This is a genomic window from Rhabdonatronobacter sediminivivens (assembly GCF_013415485.1).
In the GTDB taxonomy this organism is placed as follows: Bacteria; Pseudomonadota; Alphaproteobacteria; order Rhodobacterales; family Rhodobacteraceae; genus Rhabdonatronobacter; species Rhabdonatronobacter sediminivivens.
On record NZ_JACBXS010000012.1, the window covers coordinates 1 to 19,119 of the forward strand.

Genomic DNA, 19,119 nt, shown 5'->3' on the forward strand with positions numbered 1-19,119 from the left:
CCGAAAGTGTTCCTCTCCGCCGTCGCGCTCGCCGCAACCGTCCTCTTCTGGCTTTGAATATCAATGAGTCTGGAGCCCAGATTGTCGCCATAAAACAGATGATTGCCCATGCGTCCCCCGGTTGGCGCCACTCTGCCGCAAACAGGTTAACCGATGGTTCCCGCCAGCGCCAGCACGGGCGCGGTTTCCCCCGGCCCGCGCGAAGGTTACATGGAGGGCATGGACCCCGCCGCGCTGAAATCCGCCCTGCACGCACAGGCCCTGGCCGAGGGCTTCGCCGCCATGGGCGTCTGCCGCCCCGATGCGATCCCCGACGCCCCCGCCCGCCTGGCCCGGTTTCTGGAACTGGGCCATCACGGGCAGATGGGCTGGCTGGCCGAGCGGACGCACTGGCGCAGCGATCCCGGCGCGCTCTGGCCGCAGGCGCGCGCGGTGGTGATGCTGGCCGAGGTCTATACCCCCGAACATGACCCGCTGGCGGTGCTGAAGCGCCCCGACCGCGCCGCGATCTCGGTCTATGCGCAGAACCGTGATTACCATGACACTGTGAAGAAACGGCTGAAACGGCTCGGCCGCTGGCTGCTGGCGCAGGCGGGGGGCGAGATCAAGGTCTTTGTCGATACCGCGCCGGTGATGGAAAAGCCGCTGGCAGCGGCGGCGGGGCTGGGATGGCAGGGCAAGCACACCAACCTGCTGTCGCGGGACCTGGGCAACTGGTTCTTTCTGGGCGCGCTGTTCACCACCCTGCCCCTGCCCCCGGACAGCCCCGAGGCCGAGCATTGCGGCAGTTGCACCGCCTGCCTGGACATCTGCCCCACGCGGGCGTTTCCGGCGCCGTTCCAGCTGGATGCGCGGCGGTGCATCTCATACCTGACCATCGAACACCACGGCCCGGTGGACGAAAGCCTGCGCCCGGCCCTGGGCAACCGCATCTATGGCTGCGATGATTGCCTGGCCGTGTGCCCGTGGAACAAGTTCGCGCAGACCGCGACCGAAATGCGCCTGCGCGCCCGGCCCGAGCTGACCGCGCCGCGGCTGGCAGATCTGGCAGCGCTGGATGACGCGGGGTTCCGGGCGCTGTTTTCAGGCTCTCCCGTCAAGCGGATCGGGCGCGACCGTTTCGTGCGCAATGTGCTCTATGCGATCGGCAATTCCGGCATGGCCGAACTGCGCCCACCCGCCCAGGCGCTGTGCGAGGACCCGGACCCGACCGTGGCCGATGCCGCCCGCTGGGCGGTGGCCCGGCTGCACAGGGCCGCACCCCCGCAACCGGAATGACCCGCGCCGCCACAGGCTTGCCCGGCGCCCGCGCCGGGCGCGCCCGTCCGGCGCGCGGGTGGGTGGGCGGGGCGCGACGGACGGGCGCCTGCTTCGGCAAACCCCCACAGCACTCAGGCCTGCCCCCAATCCGCGGCCTGCATCTCGCGCAGGCGGCTGGCCGTGCGCTCGAACTCGAAGGTGCCCTCACCTTCGACATAGAGCCGCTCCGGTTCATCGGCCGCGCTGGCGATCACGCGCACCTGCGCTTCATAAAGCGCATCGATCAGGGTGACGAAACGCTTGGCCTGATTGTAGTTCGACGCCGAGAGCAGCGGTATGCGCGAGATCATCAGCACCCGCACCGCCTGCGCCAGCGCCAGGTAATCCGCCGGACCCAGCGGCTGGCCGCACAGATCCCAGAAGCTGGCCCGGGCAACCCCGTTGTGATGGCGCGGCAACACCAGCTTGCGCCCCTTGACCACCAGTTCCAGCGGAGTGCCCGGGTCATGGCCGGTCAGATCATCCCACATGCGGGTCATGGCCGCGTCAGACTCGGCGTTGGCCGGGGTGAAATAGACCTGCTCACCCTGCAGGCGCTGCTGCCGGTAATCGGTTTCCGATTGCAACTGATGGACGACCATACGCTCGTTCAGCAGCGCGATGAAGGGCAGGAACAGCGCGCGGTTCAACCCGTCCTTGTACAGATCCTCGGGCGGGCGGTTCGAGGTGGTCACGATCACCACGCCCCCCGCCATCAGCTTCTGGAAGAGCCGCCCCACGATCATCGCATCGGTGATGTCGGTGATCTGCATTTCATCGAAGCACAACAGGCGCAGATCCCGCACCACCGCCGCGGCCACGGGGGCAAGGGCGTCCTCGGTCCCCTTCTGGCGGGCGGCATGCATGCCGGCATGGACCTCCTGCATGAAGGCATGGAAATGCACACGGCGCTTGGCGGGGGTGGGGGCATGCTCATGGAACAGATCCATCAACATGGATTTGCCCCGGCCCACGCCCCCCCACAGATACAGCCCCGGCGGCGGGTCTGGCGGGCGGGCGAACAGGCTGCGCAATCGGCCCGCAGGCTTTGGCGGCGGCTGGCGCAGATGCTCCATCAGCGGCACAAACAGCGGCAGCGCCCCGCGCTGGGCGGCATCAGGGCGCAGGGTGCCCGCCTCGATACGGGCGTCATATGCGGCGATCAGGTCCATGGCGTTTCTGCATACCCTGCAGCCCGGGGCGCGGAAAGCCCCCGAAGCATCCGCTCCGGACGCCAAGACGCGTTGCGCTTGCCCGCCCTCTGTGCCAGTTTCACCCCATACGCAGGGCCAGGACCCCGGCCAGTTGCGAACGGAGACAGGACAACATGAGCGCGGACGATCCGAAAACGCTGGTATCCACCGCTTGGCTGGCAGCGCATCTGAATGACCCTGACCTGCGCGTGATCGATGCCTCGTGGTATCTGCCGGCGATGGAACGCGACGCCCGCGCCGAATATGACGCCGCCCATATCCCCGCCGCGCGGTTCTTCGATATCGACGAGATCAGCGACCATCGCTCGGACCTGCCGCATATGGCGCCGCCGGTTGAAAAATTCATCAGCCGGATGCGCGCCATGGGCGTGGGCGACGGGCATCAGGTGGTGGTCTATGACGGCATGGGGATGTTTTCGGCGCCGCGGGTGTGGTGGCTGTTCCGGCTGATGGGCAAGCAGGATGTGGCCGTGCTGGATGGCGGCTTTCCCAAATGGCAGGCCGAGGGTCACCCGGTCGAGGACCTGCCGCCCGTGCTGCGCGACCGCCATATCACCGTGCAACGCCAGGCGCATCTGGTGCGCGATGTGGCGCAGGTGGCCGCAGCCTCGAAGCTGGGCGAGGCGCAGATCGTCGACGCACGCGCGCCCGAGCGGTTTCGCGGCGATGCGCCGGAACCCCGCCCCGGCCTGCGCGCGGGGCATATTCCCGGCGCCTGCAACCTGCCCTTTATGCAGCTTCTGAACCCCGATGCCACCATGAAGGACCTGGACGGGCTGCGCGCGGCCTTCGAAGGGGCGGGCGTTGATCTCAACCGCCCGGTGATCACCAGTTGCGGGTCCGGCGTGACGGCGGCGGTGCTGTCCCTGGCGCTGGAGCGGCTGGGCCATCGCAATCATGCGCTCTATGACGGGTCCTGGGCGGAATGGGGCATGTATCCGGACCTGAAGGTGGAAACGGGCGCATGACCATCCTGCGCGCGGGCAGCACTGTGGAATATGTGGTCACCTGGCTGGAGATGACCGAACGCCCCGGCTGGCCCTGGCCCGCGCCGCCCGCAGGCATGGAGGGCGCCCTGCTGCGCGCCGATGACCCGCCAGTGTGGTATTTCAGGGCCATGTATGACGCTGTCGGGCAGGATTATGACTGGACCGACCTGCACGCCACCCCCGAGGAAGAGTTGCGCACATGGCTGCATGACCCCGACGTGGCCATGTACACGCTGATGGGTCATGGATGGCCGCATGGGTTCTTCGTTCTGGACTGGCGCACGAAGGATGTATGCGAACTGGCCTATTTCGGACTGGTGCCACAGGTCATCGGCCGCGGACTTGGCCAGTGGCTGCTGCGCACGGCCATCCTGACAGGCTGGTCACACGAAGGGGTGACACGCATGACCGTGAACACCAACACCCTGGACCACCCCAGGGCCCTGGCGAATTACCAGAAACACGGATTTGTCGTCATCGGGCGCGAGACCCGCAGCCGCACCCTGGCCCGCGACCGCGATCCCTCAAGGATCCCCGACTGAGCCGCCACCGGTGACGGGGGCGCTCCCGCCCGTCTTCCTGCGCAAGCGCGCAGTCATCCCGTTGGGCCGGGCGCGCGGGCAAGCCCGCGCGGTGCAGGCACAGCCCGGGCGTGCCGCTTCCAGGCAACCCGGGCCGCCTCTGTTCCGCCCTCTGTGACAGGCCTCCGCACATATCTGCATCGGCTGTCCAGCGCATGCCGCACATTGCGCGGCGCCGCCGAAGGCCCGTTGTCGGGCGGGACGCGCGGGGTGTCGATAGAAACACAGGCCAGATACGCTGCACAGCGCGGCATGTCCTATGGCACATACGGAAAAACCGTGCCAGACCTTGCCCAGCACGGTTCCTGATTTCCGGTTTCGCAGGGTTACACTCCCCCGGCGCACCATCGCCTCATGCGGCGACGAGGCTGTTCTCCTTCAGGCGCTTGTCGATCCGCGCCACCGTTTCGTCCAGCAGCGCAGAGCCCATGCCCAACTGATCCGCGATCAGCTTTACCAGGCGGTCAACCCGCTCGATCTCGACCGTGCCTGCATCGATCGCCCGCGCCGCCGAGGACGGTTTCAGCAGCCCCGTTGCCGCGTTGGCGTATTTCTCGAACGGCACCAGGTCGCTCTCGCTGGCGCCCAGGCGCACCACGATGTCATTGACCAGCGCATAGGTCCTGGCCGCAAGCTCAGGGTCGCCATGGACCGCATCGCGGATCGGTTGCGAACCGCTGGCCAGGACACAGCGATAGTTGCCGGTCAGCAGCATCGCCCATTTCGCAAAGGGAACGAACAGCGATTCGTGCATCCGCAGCTTCACCGGGACATCCTTGCCATCGACGCGCAGCGCTTCGATATCGGCCTCGATCTCACGCAGCATTGCGTTGTGTTCCGCGGCTTCGAACGGCGCGGACTTGAAGTTGGTCGGCAGGCCGACATGCAGCACATTCGGCTTTTCACCCGGCGGACGGAACGCCTGCGGGTCCGGGCTGCACAGCGTGACCAGCCCCGGCTCGAACCCGGCCCAGACTTCTGGCGCATTGAAGCTCTTTTCCAGCAGCCCCGCATCCAGGCCCGGAATCCGCTTCAGGAACGGCAGGGGGGGCATGTTCATGATCGACAGGCAGGGCAGGCGGGCCGCTGCAATGCGGCGCAACAGCTCACGAATATCGTCCGAGCCGTACTGCGGTTCAGACATGGCCAGAGCGACCAAGTCATACTGCTCCAGCTTCACCGAGGAGGGTGCCGCCGCATCCAGCGTGCCCGGCAGATCCCCGGAGAGGAACGAGCGGTGATCATCCTCGCCACGCAGCTTGATGCGCACATCGGTGCCTTCGGCGTTGATGACATCGGCGGTTTTCTGGCGGCAGACCAGGGTGACGTCATGTCCTGCCATCAGCAGTTTCGTGCCAAGAAGCGATCCGTAGGAAGCTCCGAGAATCAGTATCTTGTATGCCACTTTTTCACCCGATCGTTGACGAAAGATTATTGCGCGTGCCCTTCATATAGGCACATTCTTGGAAAGCTGCACGGAAAAAGACGTCGTCGCGTAAAGGGGCGTGTTTACAGGTTCCGGATTTGTAATGTTGTAAACACCCCCAATGCTGGGCTGGTGGCGCAGGGCCGGGCACCGCCCGCGCCAGACGCGCGCATGCGGCTGCCATGGATGAGAAAACGCCCGGCACATGGGTCTGTGCCGGGCAAGGCAAGGGCCAGATCGGTCCGTCAGAGAAGCTTGAGATCCCCCGCCGAAGCCCGGCCGTCACGTCCTTCCGTCAACTCGTAGGAGACTTTCTGATTGTCCGCGAGCCCGGTCAGCCCGGCGCGCTCAACCGCCGAGATATGGACGAACACGTCCTTGCCCCCTGAATCCGGGGCGATGAATCCGTAGCCTTTGGTCGTATTGAACCATTTCACGGTGCCGCTAGGCATTGCTTTCCTCCGTTCGGTTCCCCCGGGGCGGAATTGCGCCGAGGCCGTGCAGCCAGGCCTTCCTTTTCGTGCCGGCTGCCAGAGGCGTAGGCGGTCGCAGAAAGTCATTGGGCACGCCAAAAGAGTGCCACAGCCCAACGGAAAATCAAGATTCTTGACGTCGGGCGTCGGCGCGCCACTCCCGCCCCCCCCTGCACGCCCATCCGAAGGGCAGCGAAACCGGCCAACGGGGGGCTCCCGCCCGTCGGGGCTGCATCGGGGATGCACCCCTCCCGTTGGGCGTGGCGGCCGCGCGCGCAGCGCGCGGCCGGGCCCAAACCCGGGTGTCGGCACGGGAAACGTGCCGATCTGAACGGGTGCGGGAGCCCCGCTGCACGGTCAGGGCAGGTGTCAGGCAGCCTGTGCCCGGGACTTCGGGTCAGACGACGATCACCTGCGTTCCCACCGGGACACGGTTGTAGAGATCGATTGCATCGTGCTGCAGCATCCGGATGCACCCCGAGGATGCATAGCGCCCGATCGAATGCCATTCGGGCGTGCCGTGAATGCGAAACCCCCGGTCCTGCCCCCCGGACATCAGATACAGCGCCCGTGCGCCCAGGGGATTGGTCAGGCTGCCCGGATAGCCGCCGGCAAAGCGGGCCAGCGACGGATCCCGCCGGATCATGTTTGCGGTCGGGGTCCAGGTGGGCCACTGCGCCTTGCGGTAGATGGTTCCGGTGCCGCGAAAGGCCAGCCCCTCGCGCCCCACGCCGACACCGTAGCGCAGGGCATGCCCCTGGGGCAGGATCAGGAACAGATAGCGGTCACGGTTGTTGACGATGATCACCCCCGGGCGGTGGCTTCCGGTATGGGGCACCACCTGCCGGTGATGGGTTTCGGGCACCAGGCTCATGGGTTGGGGCGGGATGACGAACCGGCCATCGGGGAGCGGGCCATAGTCGATGGGTTCGATACCGTAGCGCTCGGCCACGGGTGAAAGCGGGACCGCGCGGGTGGTGGCGCGGATCCTGCCATCGGGGGTGACTGGCGGCGGCTCCGGTGTCGACGCGGGTGCCGTTTCAACCGTACAGCCGCTGAGTGCCGCCCCGGCCGCGGCAAGGCCACCTGTCAGAAAGACCCGGCGCGATGTGTCGGTCATGGAACTCTCCGAAAGGGCTTGCGATATGCAAAACGGATCAAACCCGGACAGCTTAATGCCGCCCGCCCCTGTTTGCAGCGATTCGTTTCCCGCCGCGCCGACCGCCCGCCGGGAGCTGATCCTCCATCCTGCCGTCCGCCGAGGTCCGAACCGTCAGCCTGGCAGATATCTTCCGGTCGCGCCGGTTCCTGCAGTTGCCCGGCGCGCTTCGAAACCGGGTGCATTGCTGTGCCCCATGTCCCCGGGCGCAGTTGCGCGGGTGGGCGACATACCGCTGACCGCCCTTGCCCTCTGCCCACGCCCCCCGGCTTCGCCCCTTGCAACTTGCCAAGGTGGCGCCCTTGGGTAAAGTCACCCCCACCGCCAGCCCCCTGCAGGAACCCCATGCCCCGACCGTTCATCGCCCAAACCCCCGAAGAGCTGCCCTCGCAGGCCGAGAACCTGGCCATCAGCGGGCTGGACTTCATGCAGGACATGCTGGCGGGGCGCAAATCCCTGCCACCTGTTGCGGGAACCATGAACTACACCATCCATGCGGTAGAGCATGGGCGCGTGGCCTTTCGCGGCGCGCCCGAGTTTCGTCACACCAACCCGCTGGGCGGGGTGCATGGCGGGTGGTACGGGTCGCTACTGGACACGGCGCTGGGCTGTGCGGTGATGACCGTCGTGCCGCAGGGGTCCTGGTATACAACCCTGGAATACAAGGTGAATATCACCCGTGCCCTGCCCATCGGCACGATGATCGAAGTGGTGGGCGAGGTCCTTCACGCCGGGCGCAGCACCGCCGTGGCCACGGCCGAGTTGCGCTGCCTGGATCAGGCGCGCCTTTTTGCCACCGGCTCCACCACCTGCATCATTCTGCCGGGCTGAGCGCAGCGGGCGGTCCCTGATCTTCGGCCTTGCTTCCGGGCGCGTGCGGCGTCACCTTCGGCGCGCAGGGTCCAACAGGGGGACAAAGGTGAAGGTCGCCTATATCATCAACACCTACCCCTCGCCCTCGCATACCTTCATCCGGCGGGAAATCGCGGCGCTGGAGCGGCGTGGCATGACGGTCCACCGCATCGCCATGCGCGCCGACCGCGACCGGCTGGCGGACCCCCGCGACCGGGCCGAAGACGCCCGCACCGAACATGTGCTGGAGCGGGGCGCGCTGGCGCTGCTGCGCGCGGGGCTAGGCGCGGCACTTGGCAACCCGGCGGGTTTTGGCCGTGCCTTGGCGCTGGCCTGGGGCTGCGGATCACGGGCCGAAGGCGGCGCGCGGCTGCGCCACATGGTCTATCTGCTGGAAGCCGCCTTCGTCGCCCGCCGCTGCGCGGAGCTGGGGGTGGCCCATGCCCATGCCCATTTCGGCACCAACTCGGCCACTGTGGCCATGCTGGCCCATGCGCTGGGCGGGCCGGGCTACAGCTTTACCGTCCACGGCCCCGAGGAATTCGACCACCCAAGGGCGCTATCCATGGGCGAGAAGATCGCGCGGGCGCGCTTCGCCCTGGCGGTCAGTCAGTTCGGGCGCAGCCAGTTGTGCCGCTGGGCCGCGCCCGCGGACTGGCCGCGGCTGCATGTGCTGCATTGCGGGATCGAGTTCCCCGCCACGTCCGAGATGCCCTCGCTGCCGCAGGGGCCGCTGCGCCTGGTCAGCATCGGACGGTTTGCCGAACAGAAGGGACAGTTGCTGGCGCTGGAGGCGCTGGCGCGGGCCCGAACGCATGCGCCCGGCCTGCATCTGACCCTGGTGGGCGATGGCCCCCTGCGCCACGCCATCGAAACCCGCATCGCCGCGCCGGATCTGGCCGGGGCGGTGACCCTGACCGGCTGGCTGGATCAGGACGGTGTCGCGCGTGAACTGGCCCGCGCCCATGCCCTGCTGCTGCCCAGTTTCGCCGAGGGCCTGCCCGTGGTGATCATGGAGGCCCTCGGCGCCGGCAGGCCGGTCATCTCAACCTATATCGCCGGGATCCCCGAACTGGTGACGCCCGATTGCGGCTGGCTGGTGCCTGCAGGTGATGCCGAAGCCCTGGCCGAAACCATCGCCCGCGCCGCTGCCACCCCGCCCGAGACCCTGGCGCAGATGGGCCGCGCCGGGCAGGCCCGCAGCCGCGCCCGCCATGACATCGACCGTCAGGCGGAGCTGCTGGAACGTCTGTTCGTGGCAACGGAACGCTGACAGGCGCGTTCAGCATTTGCCCTGTGTCCAGCTTTGTGGAACAGATATGAACACGCTCTGGAGTCCTGTGCCCATGCCCACCAACCCTGATCCGGTCCGCCGCCTGACAGCACTGACGCTGTCGCTGGCGCTGGCCATCATGGTCGGCTGGCTTCTTCTGATCGGCAAGGCGCTGCTGATGCCCATCGTGGTGGCGGTGCTGTCGGTCTATGTCATCTCCTCGGCCTCGACCGCGCTGGGGAACTGGCCGATGACCGGGCGACTGCCGCGGTTCCTGCGTACGGTGCTGATGGTGCTGGGGTTCCTGGCGGTGCTGGCGGCACTGAACGGGGTGCTTATCGTCACCGCGCGCGATCTGATGGCCCAGGCGCCGGACTATCAGGAAAACCTGGAAAAGCTGATCACCAACGTCATGGCGCTGGTGGGGATCGAAGGCAACCCCGACTGGCGCGCGATCGAGGAAGCAACCGTGGGGCGGCTGGACATGCAGACCATGATCGGTGGCATGGCCGGTTCGGTGGGGGCCGTGGTCGGCATGTTCGTCATGGCCGCCGTATATGCGCTGTTCCTGACCGCCGAAGCCAGCGGTTTCCGGCACAAGCTGTCGGTGGCCCTGCCGGACGAGGATCACGCCAGCAAGACCCTGGACGTGATCCAGCACATCAACGCACGGATCGGCGAATACCTGACCATCAAGACCCTGATCAACGTCATCCTCGGGGCCATCTGCTACGTGATCCTGCTGCTGTTCGGGGTGGACCATGCGCTGTTCTGGGCGCTGATCATCGCGCTTCTGAACTACATCCCGTATTTCGGGTCGCTGCTGGGGGTGATGTTCCCGGTCTTCCTGACCATGGTGCAATTCGCCTCGGTGCCGATCACGCTGGCGGTGCTGGCGCTGCTGACATCCGCGCAGATGTGGGTGGGCAACTACCTGGAGCCAAGGCTGATCGGGCGCACGGTGAACATGTCGCCCTTCGTGGTGGTGGCAGCGCTTGCCTTCTGGACCACCTTCTGGGGTGTGCCGGGGGCGATCCTGGCCGTGCCGCTGACCTCGATGCTGGCGATCATCCTCGCCGCCTTCGACCAGACGCGCCCGATGGCGGTGCTGCTTGCGCATGATGTCTCGGTCTTCGAAAAGGATCACGCCGGGCACACCCCGGCCTGACGAGGATGCGAGCGCTTTCTTGCATGACTGGCCAGCAGCGCCCATATCTGAAACGGAATACGGCCCGCGAGGCCGGATGACACCAGGAAAGGACCCGATGGCACCATGCAGCATGCAGACCAGGTAGCCCACCTCCTGACCCCCATGGACAACGGCGCCCTCGCGCCTTCGGTGGCGGCGCTGGATGTAACGCTGGCCTCCTACAACCTGCACAAGGCCGTTGGTCGCGACATGCGGCGCGACCCCACCCGCACCATCGAGGTGATCCGCGAGATCGGCGCCGATATCGTTGCCCTGCAAGAGGTCGATCGCCGCTTCGGCGACCGCAAGGGCGTGCTGGACCTGGATGCGCTGCGGGAAAGCACCGGCCTGCAGCCGGTTCCCTTCGCCGACAAGCTGGGCCGCCTCGCCCATGGCTGGCACGGCAACCTGGTGCTGTTCCGCAACGCCGAGGTCGAGCGCGTCCTGCCCATCACCCTGCCGGGGCTGGAGCCGCGCGGCGCGCTGCTGGCCGATCTGGATGTGGGCGGGCACAAACTGCGGGTGATCGGCGCGCATCTGGGGCTGCTCAAACAGTCCCGCCTGTTGCAGGCCCAGCGCCTGGCGCAGGAAATCGGCGCCGAGGATGGCCGCCCCACCATCGTCATGGGCGACCTCAACGAATGGCGGCTGGGGGCGAATTGCTCGCTCATGCCGCTGCGCAAACGGCTTTGGGCGGTGAAAAGCACCGCACTGACGGTGCCCAGTTTCCCTTCGCAACTGCCGGTTCTGCCTCTGGACCGGATCATGGGCTGCAAACGCAGCAATGTGGTCGAACTGACCCGCCATGATACGCCACTTGCGCGCATCGCCTCGGACCACATGCCGCTGCGCGCGCGGCTGCGGCTCTCGGCCAGCTAAGCCGCACCACCACGGGGCAAACGCCGCACCGCCTGCCAGGCAGAGCCAACCGCGCGAAGCGCCAGAAGGCGTGCGCGCGGAACGCGCGCTCCGCTTGGCAACGGGATCAGCTGCGCCAGTCGAAGAACCCCGGGCCCCCGCGCTCCAGCAGCCGCCGGGCCAACTCCGCCCCCAACACGGCCCCATCCTCCAGCGGCGCACGCGCCTCCTCGGCCAATGCCTCCGATCCATCGGGGCGCAGGATCTCGCCGCGCAGCCACAGCGTGCCCCCTTCGATCACCGCCAGCCCGGCAATCGGCGTCTCGCAAGAGCCATCCAGCTCGGCCAGGAACGCCCGCTCGGCCGCCAGCCGCAGCCCCGTATCCCTGTCGTGCAAAGGCTCCAGCAGCGCGGCCACGCCCGTGTCCCCCTCGCGCCGTTCGATCCCGATCGCACCTTGCGCCACCGCCGGCAGCATGTCCTCGGGGTCCACAGGGCCCTGCGCCACCCGCGCCATGCCCAGCCGGTTCAGCCCCGCCATGGCCAGAAAGGTGCAATCCGCCACCCCGTCACCCAGCTTGCGCAGACGCGTCTGCACATTGCCCCGAAACTCCACCACCTTCAGGTCCGGGCGGCGATGCAGCATCTGCGCGCGCCGCCGCAGGCTGGAGCTTCCCACCACCATCCCCGGCGCCAGATCGGCAATCCCCGTGGCCTTGTCCGACACGAAGGCATCGCGCACATCCTCGCGCGGCAGGTAGCAGTCCAGCAGCAGCCCCTCGGGCTGGGCCACGGGCATGTCCTTCATGGAATGCACCGCAATATCGATCCCGCCCTCCAGCAGCGCGGCCTCGATTTCACGCGTGAACAGCCCCTTGCCGCCCAGATCCTTCAGCGGCTTGTCAGCCTCGATCAGGAAGCGGTCGTCGCCGGTGGTCTTGATCACCACGATCTCGATCGCGGCCTCGGGCAGGTCATGGGCCTCCATCAGCCGCTGGCGCGTCTCATGCGCCTGCGCCAAAGCCAGGGGCGATCCGCGGGTGCCGATCTTCAGGGTGTGTTCGGGGGTGGGGGTCTTTGTGCTCATGCGCTTCTGATTAGCGGTGTAATTCGAAGCTGACAACACCCTGTCCGCTTGACATTGCAGCCCCGGGCGGTGACCAAGTTGCCAGCACAGACGGAGACGATGATGACCACCAAGACCATCCTGCGCGCCCTTGCCGGTGAGACCCTGCCCACACCCCCCATCTGGATGATGCGCCAGGCCGGGCGCTACCTGCCGGAATACAAGGCCACCCGCGCGCAGGCGGGCGATTTCCTGTCGCTGTGCTATAATCCGGACCTGGCGGCCGAGGTCACGCTGCAACCCATCCGCCGCTACGGGTTCGATGCGGCAATCCTGTTTGCCGACATCCTGCTGGTGCCGCAGGCGCTGGGCGCCGATCTGTGGTTCGTCACCGGCGAGGGGCCGCGCCTGTCCACCCTCACCGACAAGGCCGGGGTGGCCGCGCTCAAACCCGTCGATGCCGTGCATGACACCCTCAACCCGGTCTATGAAACCATCCGCATCCTGCGCCGCGAACTGCCTGCCGAGACCACTCTGATCGGCTTTGCCGGCGCGCCGTGGACGGTGGCAACCTACATGATCGCCGGGCGCGGCACCCCGGACCAGGCCCCGGCCCATGCCATGCGCGAAGGCGCGCCCGCCGCCTTCGATGCGCTGATAGACCGCATCACGCTTGCCACCATCGAATATCTCTCGGCCCAGATCGACGCGGGCGCCGAGGTCGTCAAGATCTTCGACAGCTGGGCCGGGTCGCTCAAGGGCGCGGCCTTTGACCGCTACGCCACCGAACCCGCCCGCCGCATCACCGAGGCGCTAAAGGCCCGCCACCCCGGCATCCCCGTCATCGCCTTCCCGCGTGAGGCCGGGGACAAGTATATCGGCTTTCACGCCGCCACCGGCGCCGATTGCGTGGCGCTGGACAATTCCGTGGCGCCCGAATGGGCCGCCGAAAAGGTCCAGGTGGATGGCTGCGTGCAGGGCAACCTGGCATCACGCCACATGGTCACCGGCGGGCAGGCGCTGGTGGATGACACGCTGCGCATCTGCCAGGCGTTTTCCAATGGTCCGCATATCTTCAACCTGGGCCATGGCATCACCCCGGATGCCGACCCTGAAAACGTGGCGCTGATGATCGACACGGTGCGCAACTTCAAGCGCGCGTGATCACCGCCCCCCGGGGTTGAGGCCCGCGCGTGTCGGCTGTAGCCTCGCGCATCATCGGCGGGGGGGCGGCATGAACATGCAGCAGGGCAGGACCAGGCACATGCGGGCAGCACTGTTGGGTGGCGTGCTCATGTCTGCGGCCCCTGCCCCGGCGCTGGCGCATCCGCATATCTTTGTCGATGCCGGGCTGCAGGTCTATTTCGATGATGACGGCCAACTGGCCGCGCTGCGCATCACCTGGGTCTATGATGAGTTCTTCTCCATGCTCATGCTCAGCGATCTGGAGCTGGATTCGGGTTTTTCCGGCGCGCTGACCCCCGAAGATCACGAAGCGCTGCAAGGCTTCGACATGAACTGGATCGAAGGCTATCATGGCGATGTCTTTGTCACGAAGGATGGCGCGGCCCAGGCGCTGACCGGGCCGCTGGAATGGACCTCGGACCTGATCGAGGGGCAGCTGGTTTCCACCCATCTGCGCGCCCTGGAGGACCGGGCGGACCCAACGGGCACCACCGTCAGGATCGAGGTTTATGATCCGACCTATTACACAAGCTACCGGATCGTCGGCACGCCGGATCTGCGGGGGCGCAGTGATTGCCGGGTGCGGATATTCGAACCGGATTGGGAAGCCGCCGACGCACAGTTGCAGGCCGCACTGGACGAAATGCTGGGCGCAGGCATGGATGACATGGACATAGAGGCCGATTTCCCCGCGGTGGGGAGGCTGTTCGCAGATGAGGCACGGATCGAATGCGCCGCACCCTCCTGACCCTGGCCCTTCTGCTGGCCGCAGGGCTGGCAGCGCTTTGGGCCGCGGGCGCGCTGGACGCGGTGACGCATTGGGCCGCCGAGGGCCAGCGCCGTTTCCAGAACAGTCTGGCCCGTGCCCTGCGCGCGCTTCACGGGGGCGAACCGGGCGCGCTGGCCACGCTCTGGGGGGTGGCCTTTGCCTATGGCTTCCTGCATTCGGTTGGCCCGGGGCATGGCAAGTTCCTGCTGGGTGCCTATGGGGCGGGCACACAGGTGCCGCTGGGGCGGATGATGGGGATCGGCCTGGCGGCAAGCCTGGCGCAGGCGGCCACGGCGATTGCGCTGGTCTATGGGGGTGTGGCGCTGTTCGCGCTCAGCCGCGCGCAGATCGAGGCCGTCTCGGACGCCTGGATGGCACCGCTCAGCCTGATCGCCATTGCCGCGCTGGGGCTCTGGCTGGTCTGGCGCGGCGCGCGGGCATTGCTGCGGATGCAGCAGGGCGCCCCGGCGCTGGCCCTGGCCGGGGCGGGTGCGGCAGGCCCGCCGGGCGGGCACGGGGAGGTGTCTGCGCAGGAGCATGGCCATCACCACCACCACCACCACCACCATGCGGATGATGCGCCCTGCGCTGACTGCGGGCACCGCCATCTGCCGGATGCAGGGCAGGTGGCGCGCATCGGGTCCCTGCGCGAGGCTGCGCTGGTCATCGGCGCCATCGCTCTGCGCCCCTGCACCGGCGCCTTGTTCCTGCTGATCCTGACATGGCGGATGGGGCTGGAATGGCAGGGGATCACCGCTGCGCTGGCCATGGGGCTGGGCACCGCCAGTGTGACCGTGGCGGTGGGGGCACTGTCGGTCATGGCCCGCGACGGTGCGCTGGTCTGGTCCGGGCGGATCGGACGCATAGCCGGGCTGGTCCCGCTGGCAGAGCTGCTTGCCGGGGCCCTGGTGGCCACTGTGGCGCTGATGCTGCTGGCCAGCGGCGGCACCCCTGGCTGACCCCGGCGCCGTGGCCAGCCCGGCCGGGCCGCCACCCCAACCGCCCCCGCCGGAAAGACGCCATAATCCCGCCTTTCTTCGACACCGGAAACCGCGTATGCGCGGGGTATGCAGGCGCTTTGGTGGAACTTGACCGGCACGGGATTGTGGGCGCGCGTGATGCGCGGATCGGCCTTTACCATCATGGGCTATGGCGTCTCGATGGCGCTGCGGCTGGGCTCGAACCTGATCCTGGCGCGGCTGCTGTTCCCCGAGGCCTTTGGCCTGGCACTGCTGCTCAGCCTGCTGATGGTGGGGCTGCAGATGTTCTCGGATGTGGGGATCACGCCCTCGATCCTGCGCAGCCCGCGCGGCGATGACCCCGATTTCCTGAACACCGCCTGGACGGTGCAGGTGCTGCGCGGGGGTGTGCTGTGGCTGGCGGCCTGCGCCCTGGCCTGGCCCATGGCGCAATTCTACAACGCCCCCGAACTGGTTCAGATGGCGCCGGTGATGTCGCTGGCGCTGATCATTTCCGGCTTCAACCCCACGCGGATTGATACCGCCGGGCGGCATCTGCTGCTGGGGCGGGTGACGGCGCTGGACCTGGTCGCGCAGACCATCGGCCTGGGCGCCATGGTGGTGCTGGCCTGGATCACCGGGTCGATCTGGGCGCTGGTCTTCGGAAATCTGGTGCTGGCGGCCAGCAAGCTGGGGCTGTGCTGGGCCTTTCTGCCCGGCCCGCCCAACCGCTTCCGCTGGGAGCGCGCGGCGGTGGGCGAACTGTTCAGCTTCGGCAAATGGATCTTCCTGAGCACCATTGCCGGGTTCCTGTATCTGCACGCCGACAAGGCCGTGCTGGGCCGGTATCTAAGCACCGAGTTGCTGGGTATCTACAATATCGGCCACGCACTGGCGAGCCTGCCGCTCCTGCTGGCCACCCAGCTTGCGCACCGGATGATGATTCCCATCTACCGCGAGCGCCCGCCCGCCGAATCGCGCGAAAGCTACATGGAGTTGCGGCGGATGCGGCTGGGGCTGACCGGGGCGGCGCTGGCCCTGTCGCTGGCGCTGGCGCTCTGGGGCGGGGTGCTGGTGGATCTGCTCTATGATGACCGCTACGCGCTTTCGGGCAGCATCGTGGTGGTGGTGGCGATCGTGCTGATGGTGCAACTGATCCCGCTGACCTATGACCAGGCCGCGCTGGCGGCAGGCGATTCGGGGCGCTTCTTTGCCATGGTGGCCCTGCGCGCGATCATCCAGATCGCGGCTTTTGTCATTGGAGTCGAACTGTTTGGCCTTGCCGGGGCGCTTGCCGGGCAGGCGGTGGGCCTGGCGCTGTCCTATCTGGTGGTGGTGGTGCTGATCCGGCGCTATGGCGTCTGGGACCCGCTGCATGACGCACTGGCCTGGGTGCTGACGCTTGCCATCGCCGCGCTTGCGCTGACCCTGAACCGGGATCTGCTGGCGGCACTGATCTCGGCTTAGACGGTGCGGCGTCGGATTGTCGCCAAATCCCTTGAGATGCCATATTGTTGACCGAGTTTAGGTTGATAGCTGAAACAGTCGCACTGAAGATCGCTTCTCGCACCGGGAAGCCGTCTTCGGGTGCTGTTGCATGTGGGTGTTTCCGAATGGTTGATACGCGTCGGCTGGAACAATTGATGCGCGCCTCACAGGGCGAGGGGCGCGCGCTTCGGCGTGCGCCGCGGCCGGCGGCCGGCGCGATCATCCGCGCCCCGGCCCATGGCGCCCGCAGCAATGCCCGCGCCGAGGAGGTGCACCACGCCTGGTCGCTTCTGTCCCCGGCCGCGCCGCTGCCGCCCGCCGATGCACCGCGTCGGCGCCGCGATGCCCTGATCCTGCCCCCGCCCGAGGTTTCCGCCAGTTTCGACCTGCTGCGGGTGCAACTGTTGCAGGCTTCGCGCACACGCGGATGGCATGTGATGGGGGTGACGGCGCCATCGCCCGGCTGCGGGGCCTCCTTTGTCACCGCGTGCCTGTCCAGCAGTCTGGCGCGGCTGGACAACGTGCGCACGATCGTTCTGGACATGGACCTGACCCGCCCCACGCTGGCGCAGGCCTTTTCCACGGCGGCACCCGGGGTGATCACCGACATGTTCGACGGGCATGTCCCGGTCGAAGGCCATCTGCGCCGCCTGGGCGAGAATCTGGCCCTGGGGCTGACCCTGCCCTGCCCCGAAGGCGGCGGCACGATGTCCCAGAGCAACGCCATCGCCGAGACCCTTGTCGAACTGGAACAGGACTATCACCCGGACCTGATCCTGTGCGACCTGCCACCGCTGCTGACCAGCGACACGGCGCTGGCCCTGCTGCCGCATCTGGCCGGGGTGCTGATTGTCGCCGATGGCACCCGGACGCAGGCAAGCGATCTGCAGGAATGCGAACGCCTGTTGCAGGACCGCACCCAGTTGCTGGGCGTGGTCCTGAACAAGGGCTCTGACACCGACGCCGGGCGACGGCGGCTCCGATGACCCGGGTCGCGGCAGGGGCAGCGCGCCCCCGCCCGGGAGACATGCCAAGCGGGAATGACCGATGGGACCGATACAGAACCTGACCGAGCTGCTGGCCATGCTGCGCGCGCGCGCGGGCCTGATGGCGCTGATCACCGCGCTGGGTGCGCTGGTGTCGCTGGCAGTCGCGCTGAGTTCGGAACCGCTGTATCAGGCGCAGGCCGTGATCCAGGTCCAGAGCCCGGTCCTGACCTCTGCCGACGGCAACCAGCTCTCGGCCGCGCGGCGGTTGCAACAGATCGAACAGCGCATCACGGCGCGCGACAACATGCTGGAGATGGCCGACCGCCATGGCCTGTTCCCCGCGCTGAGCGAACAGGAGCGGCTGACCGCCATGCGCCACTCGGTTTCGCTGCACAGCGTTGCTGCGGTGGACACCGGGTTCAATGCCGACGGACAGATTGCATCGCTGCTGATCCATGCGCGTGCGGGGTCCGGTGCGGGGGCGGCGGCTCTGGCCAATGAGATGGCCGATACCGTGATGCGCCTGAGCACCGACACCCGGGCCGGCCGCGTGCGCGATTCGCTGGCCTTTCTTCGCGCCGAGGAAGAGCGGCTGTCGGCCGAGATGAACGCTCTGGAGGATGAGATCGAGGCCTTCAAGGTCGAGAATTTCGACCTTTTGCCTGCGAATGCCGCCATGCGCGGGCAGGAGCTTCTGCAGTTCGAGGAGCAGCTGCGCACGGTCCGCCGCGAGATCAGCGCACTCCGTGCCGAGATCTCCGAGATGACCGACGGCGACGCCCGGATCACCACCCAGCGCAGGCTGATTTCCCTGCGCGATCAACTGGAATTGCGCGAGCTGGAAGAGCGCCAACTGTCCCAGACCATCGCCGAGATGCAGCCGATGCTGCGCCGCCTGCCGCAGATCGAACGTGAACTGGCCGCGCTTGAACGGCGCGAAGAACAGCTGAGCGCGCAACTGGTCGCCACATCCGAACGCCGCGCGCAGTCCGAACTGGGGGCGCGGCTGGAAGAGGACCAGCAGGCGGAACGGTTCGAGCTGATCGAATCGGCGATTGTCCCCGAGTATCCGATCTCGCGCAGCAAGCGGATGACGGCGATGATGGGGCTTGTGGCGGCGGCGGGGCTGGCCTTTGTGGTCGCATTCATCATGGAAATCCTCAACCCGGTGTTGCGCACGCCCTCGCAGCTTGAACGTGCCATGGGGCTGCAACCGGTGTTGACCGTCCCGCGGATCGAACGCCCCGGGGACCGCTGGCGCACCGTGGCAGGCTGGGTCGCGGGGATTGGGCTGGCGCTGCTGTCGGCGCTGGCAATCCTTCTGCAACTTCGACAAGATTAGCGGGGATG

18 protein-coding genes are annotated in these 19,119 nt (G+C 67.4%); 13 read left to right on the forward strand and 5 right to left on the reverse strand.

Annotated features, from left to right (window positions below; all coding sequences use genetic code 11):
- Positions 1-219 precede the first annotated feature (219 nt).
- Complete coding sequence (gene queG / locus HUK65_RS07480; protein ID WP_179905616.1) at positions 220-1,278, forward strand: tRNA epoxyqueuosine(34) reductase QueG; 1,059 nt, start codon at positions 220-222, stop codon at positions 1,276-1,278.
- 113 nt (positions 1,279-1,391) lie between these two features.
- On the opposite strand, the gene zapE is transcribed toward queG, so the two are convergent.
- A complete protein-coding gene (gene zapE, locus HUK65_RS07485) occupies positions 1,392-2,471 on the reverse strand; it encodes a cell division protein ZapE (RefSeq protein WP_179905537.1) in 1,080 nt (359 codons plus the stop codon).
- 155 nt (positions 2,472-2,626) lie between these two features.
- Here zapE and sseA point away from each other — a divergent pair, with 155 nt between their 5' ends.
- Positions 2,627-3,481: a 3-mercaptopyruvate sulfurtransferase gene (gene sseA, locus HUK65_RS07490; RefSeq protein ID WP_179905538.1), complete on the forward strand. Its 855-nt coding sequence runs from the start codon at positions 2,627-2,629 to the stop codon at positions 3,479-3,481.
- Complete coding sequence (locus HUK65_RS07495) at positions 3,478-4,044, forward strand: GNAT family N-acetyltransferase (protein ID WP_179905539.1); 567 nt, start codon at positions 3,478-3,480, stop codon at positions 4,042-4,044. The genes sseA and HUK65_RS07495 overlap by 4 nt, the downstream gene beginning before the upstream one ends.
- Before the next feature lie 391 nt (positions 4,045-4,435).
- On the opposite strand, the gene HUK65_RS07500 is transcribed toward HUK65_RS07495, so the two are convergent.
- The 3 genes from HUK65_RS07500 to HUK65_RS07510 all read right to left on the reverse strand — a co-directional run bounded on the left by HUK65_RS07500 (position 4,436) and on the right by HUK65_RS07510 (position 7,102).
- The gene (locus HUK65_RS07500; protein WP_179905540.1) at positions 4,436-5,488 is read right to left on the reverse strand and encodes a ketopantoate reductase family protein; all 1,053 of its coding nucleotides are present in this window, start codon (positions 5,486-5,488) and stop codon (positions 4,436-4,438) included.
- A gap of 266 nt (positions 5,489-5,754) precedes the next feature.
- Positions 5,755-5,961 (reverse strand): cold-shock protein, encoded by a 207-nt coding sequence (locus HUK65_RS07505; protein ID WP_179905541.1) that lies wholly within the window; start codon positions 5,959-5,961, stop codon positions 5,755-5,757.
- 418 nt (positions 5,962-6,379) lie between these two features.
- Positions 6,380-7,102, reverse strand: a complete 723-nt coding sequence (locus HUK65_RS07510; protein ID WP_179905542.1) for a L,D-transpeptidase — start codon at positions 7,100-7,102, stop codon at positions 6,380-6,382.
- A gap of 384 nt (positions 7,103-7,486) precedes the next feature.
- On the opposite strand from HUK65_RS07510, the gene HUK65_RS07515 reads away from it, so the two are divergent.
- From HUK65_RS07515 to HUK65_RS07530, 4 genes are all read left to right on the forward strand, one after another.
- Positions 7,487-7,972, forward strand: a complete 486-nt coding sequence (locus tag HUK65_RS07515) for a PaaI family thioesterase (RefSeq protein ID WP_179905543.1) — start codon at positions 7,487-7,489, stop codon at positions 7,970-7,972.
- An 88-nt stretch (positions 7,973-8,060) separates the two neighbouring features.
- The gene (locus HUK65_RS07520) at positions 8,061-9,266 is read left to right on the forward strand and encodes a glycosyltransferase (protein ID WP_179905544.1); all 1,206 of its coding nucleotides are present in this window, start codon (positions 8,061-8,063) and stop codon (positions 9,264-9,266) included.
- Between the two features lie 73 nt (positions 9,267-9,339).
- Positions 9,340-10,434: an AI-2E family transporter gene (locus HUK65_RS07525; RefSeq protein WP_179905545.1), complete on the forward strand. Its 1,095-nt coding sequence runs from the start codon at positions 9,340-9,342 to the stop codon at positions 10,432-10,434.
- Between the two features lie 144 nt (positions 10,435-10,578).
- Positions 10,579-11,334, forward strand: a complete 756-nt coding sequence (locus HUK65_RS07530) for an endonuclease/exonuclease/phosphatase family protein (RefSeq protein WP_235441830.1) — start codon at positions 10,579-10,581, stop codon at positions 11,332-11,334.
- Between the two features lie 106 nt (positions 11,335-11,440).
- Here the strand turns inward: HUK65_RS07530 and hemC are convergent, their stop codons facing one another.
- Positions 11,441-12,400: a hydroxymethylbilane synthase gene (hemC, locus tag HUK65_RS07535; RefSeq protein ID WP_179905546.1), complete on the reverse strand. Its 960-nt coding sequence runs from the start codon at positions 12,398-12,400 to the stop codon at positions 11,441-11,443.
- Between the two features lie 99 nt (positions 12,401-12,499).
- Here hemC and hemE point away from each other — a divergent pair, with 99 nt between their 5' ends.
- The 6 genes from hemE (at position 12,500) to HUK65_RS07565 (ending at position 19,111) form a co-directional block, all read left to right on the forward strand.
- Entirely contained in the window at positions 12,500-13,543 is a 1,044-nt protein-coding gene (hemE, locus tag HUK65_RS07540) for a uroporphyrinogen decarboxylase (protein WP_179905618.1), read from the forward strand.
- A 130-nt stretch (positions 13,544-13,673) separates the two neighbouring features.
- A complete protein-coding gene (locus tag HUK65_RS07545; protein WP_179905547.1) occupies positions 13,674-14,312 on the forward strand; it encodes a DUF1007 family protein in 639 nt (212 codons plus the stop codon).
- Entirely contained in the window at positions 14,294-15,292 is a 999-nt protein-coding gene (locus HUK65_RS07550) for a nickel/cobalt transporter (protein ID WP_179905548.1), read from the forward strand. The genes HUK65_RS07545 and HUK65_RS07550 overlap by 19 nt, the downstream gene beginning before the upstream one ends.
- Before the next feature lie 159 nt (positions 15,293-15,451).
- Positions 15,452-16,759, forward strand: a complete 1,308-nt coding sequence (locus tag HUK65_RS07555; protein WP_235441831.1) for an oligosaccharide flippase family protein — start codon at positions 15,452-15,454, stop codon at positions 16,757-16,759.
- 146 nt (positions 16,760-16,905) lie between these two features.
- Entirely contained in the window at positions 16,906-17,766 is an 861-nt protein-coding gene (locus tag HUK65_RS07560; RefSeq protein ID WP_179905550.1) for a P-loop NTPase family protein, read from the forward strand.
- Positions 17,767-17,827: 61 nt separating this feature from the next.
- A complete protein-coding gene (locus HUK65_RS07565; protein ID WP_179905551.1) occupies positions 17,828-19,111 on the forward strand; it encodes a Wzz/FepE/Etk N-terminal domain-containing protein in 1,284 nt (427 codons plus the stop codon).
- The last annotated feature ends 8 nt before the right edge of the window (positions 19,112-19,119 follow it).

Coding starts and splice junctions, on each gene's coding strand:
- hemC (WP_179905546.1), bottom strand. CDS start 12,400: ATGAGCACAAAGACCCCCACCCCCGAACACACCCTGAAGATCGGCACC.
- hemE (WP_179905618.1), top strand. CDS start 12,500: ATGATGACCACCAAGACCATCCTGCGCGCCCTTGCCGGTGAGACCCTG.
- zapE (WP_179905537.1), bottom strand. CDS start 2,471: ATGGACCTGATCGCCGCATATGACGCCCGTATCGAGGCGGGCACCCTG.
- HUK65_RS07560 (WP_179905550.1), top strand. CDS start 16,906: ATGGTTGATACGCGTCGGCTGGAACAATTGATGCGCGCCTCACAGGGC.
- HUK65_RS07550 (WP_179905548.1), top strand. CDS start 14,294: ATGCGCCGCACCCTCCTGACCCTGGCCCTTCTGCTGGCCGCAGGGCTG.
- HUK65_RS07515 (WP_179905543.1), top strand. CDS start 7,487: ATGCCCCGACCGTTCATCGCCCAAACCCCCGAAGAGCTGCCCTCGCAG.
- HUK65_RS07545 (WP_179905547.1), top strand. CDS start 13,674: ATGTCTGCGGCCCCTGCCCCGGCGCTGGCGCATCCGCATATCTTTGTC.
- sseA (WP_179905538.1), top strand. CDS start 2,627: ATGAGCGCGGACGATCCGAAAACGCTGGTATCCACCGCTTGGCTGGCA.
- HUK65_RS07565 (WP_179905551.1), top strand. CDS start 17,828: ATGGGACCGATACAGAACCTGACCGAGCTGCTGGCCATGCTGCGCGCG.
- HUK65_RS07510 (WP_179905542.1), bottom strand. CDS start 7,102: ATGACCGACACATCGCGCCGGGTCTTTCTGACAGGTGGCCTTGCCGCG.
- HUK65_RS07530 (WP_235441830.1), top strand. CDS start 10,579: ATGGACAACGGCGCCCTCGCGCCTTCGGTGGCGGCGCTGGATGTAACG.
- queG (WP_179905616.1), top strand. CDS start 220: ATGGACCCCGCCGCGCTGAAATCCGCCCTGCACGCACAGGCCCTGGCC.
- HUK65_RS07525 (WP_179905545.1), top strand. CDS start 9,340: ATGCCCACCAACCCTGATCCGGTCCGCCGCCTGACAGCACTGACGCTG.
- HUK65_RS07505 (WP_179905541.1), bottom strand. CDS start 5,961: ATGCCTAGCGGCACCGTGAAATGGTTCAATACGACCAAAGGCTACGGA.
- HUK65_RS07555 (WP_235441831.1), top strand. CDS start 15,452: ATGCGCGGATCGGCCTTTACCATCATGGGCTATGGCGTCTCGATGGCG.
- HUK65_RS07495 (WP_179905539.1), top strand. CDS start 3,478: ATGACCATCCTGCGCGCGGGCAGCACTGTGGAATATGTGGTCACCTGG.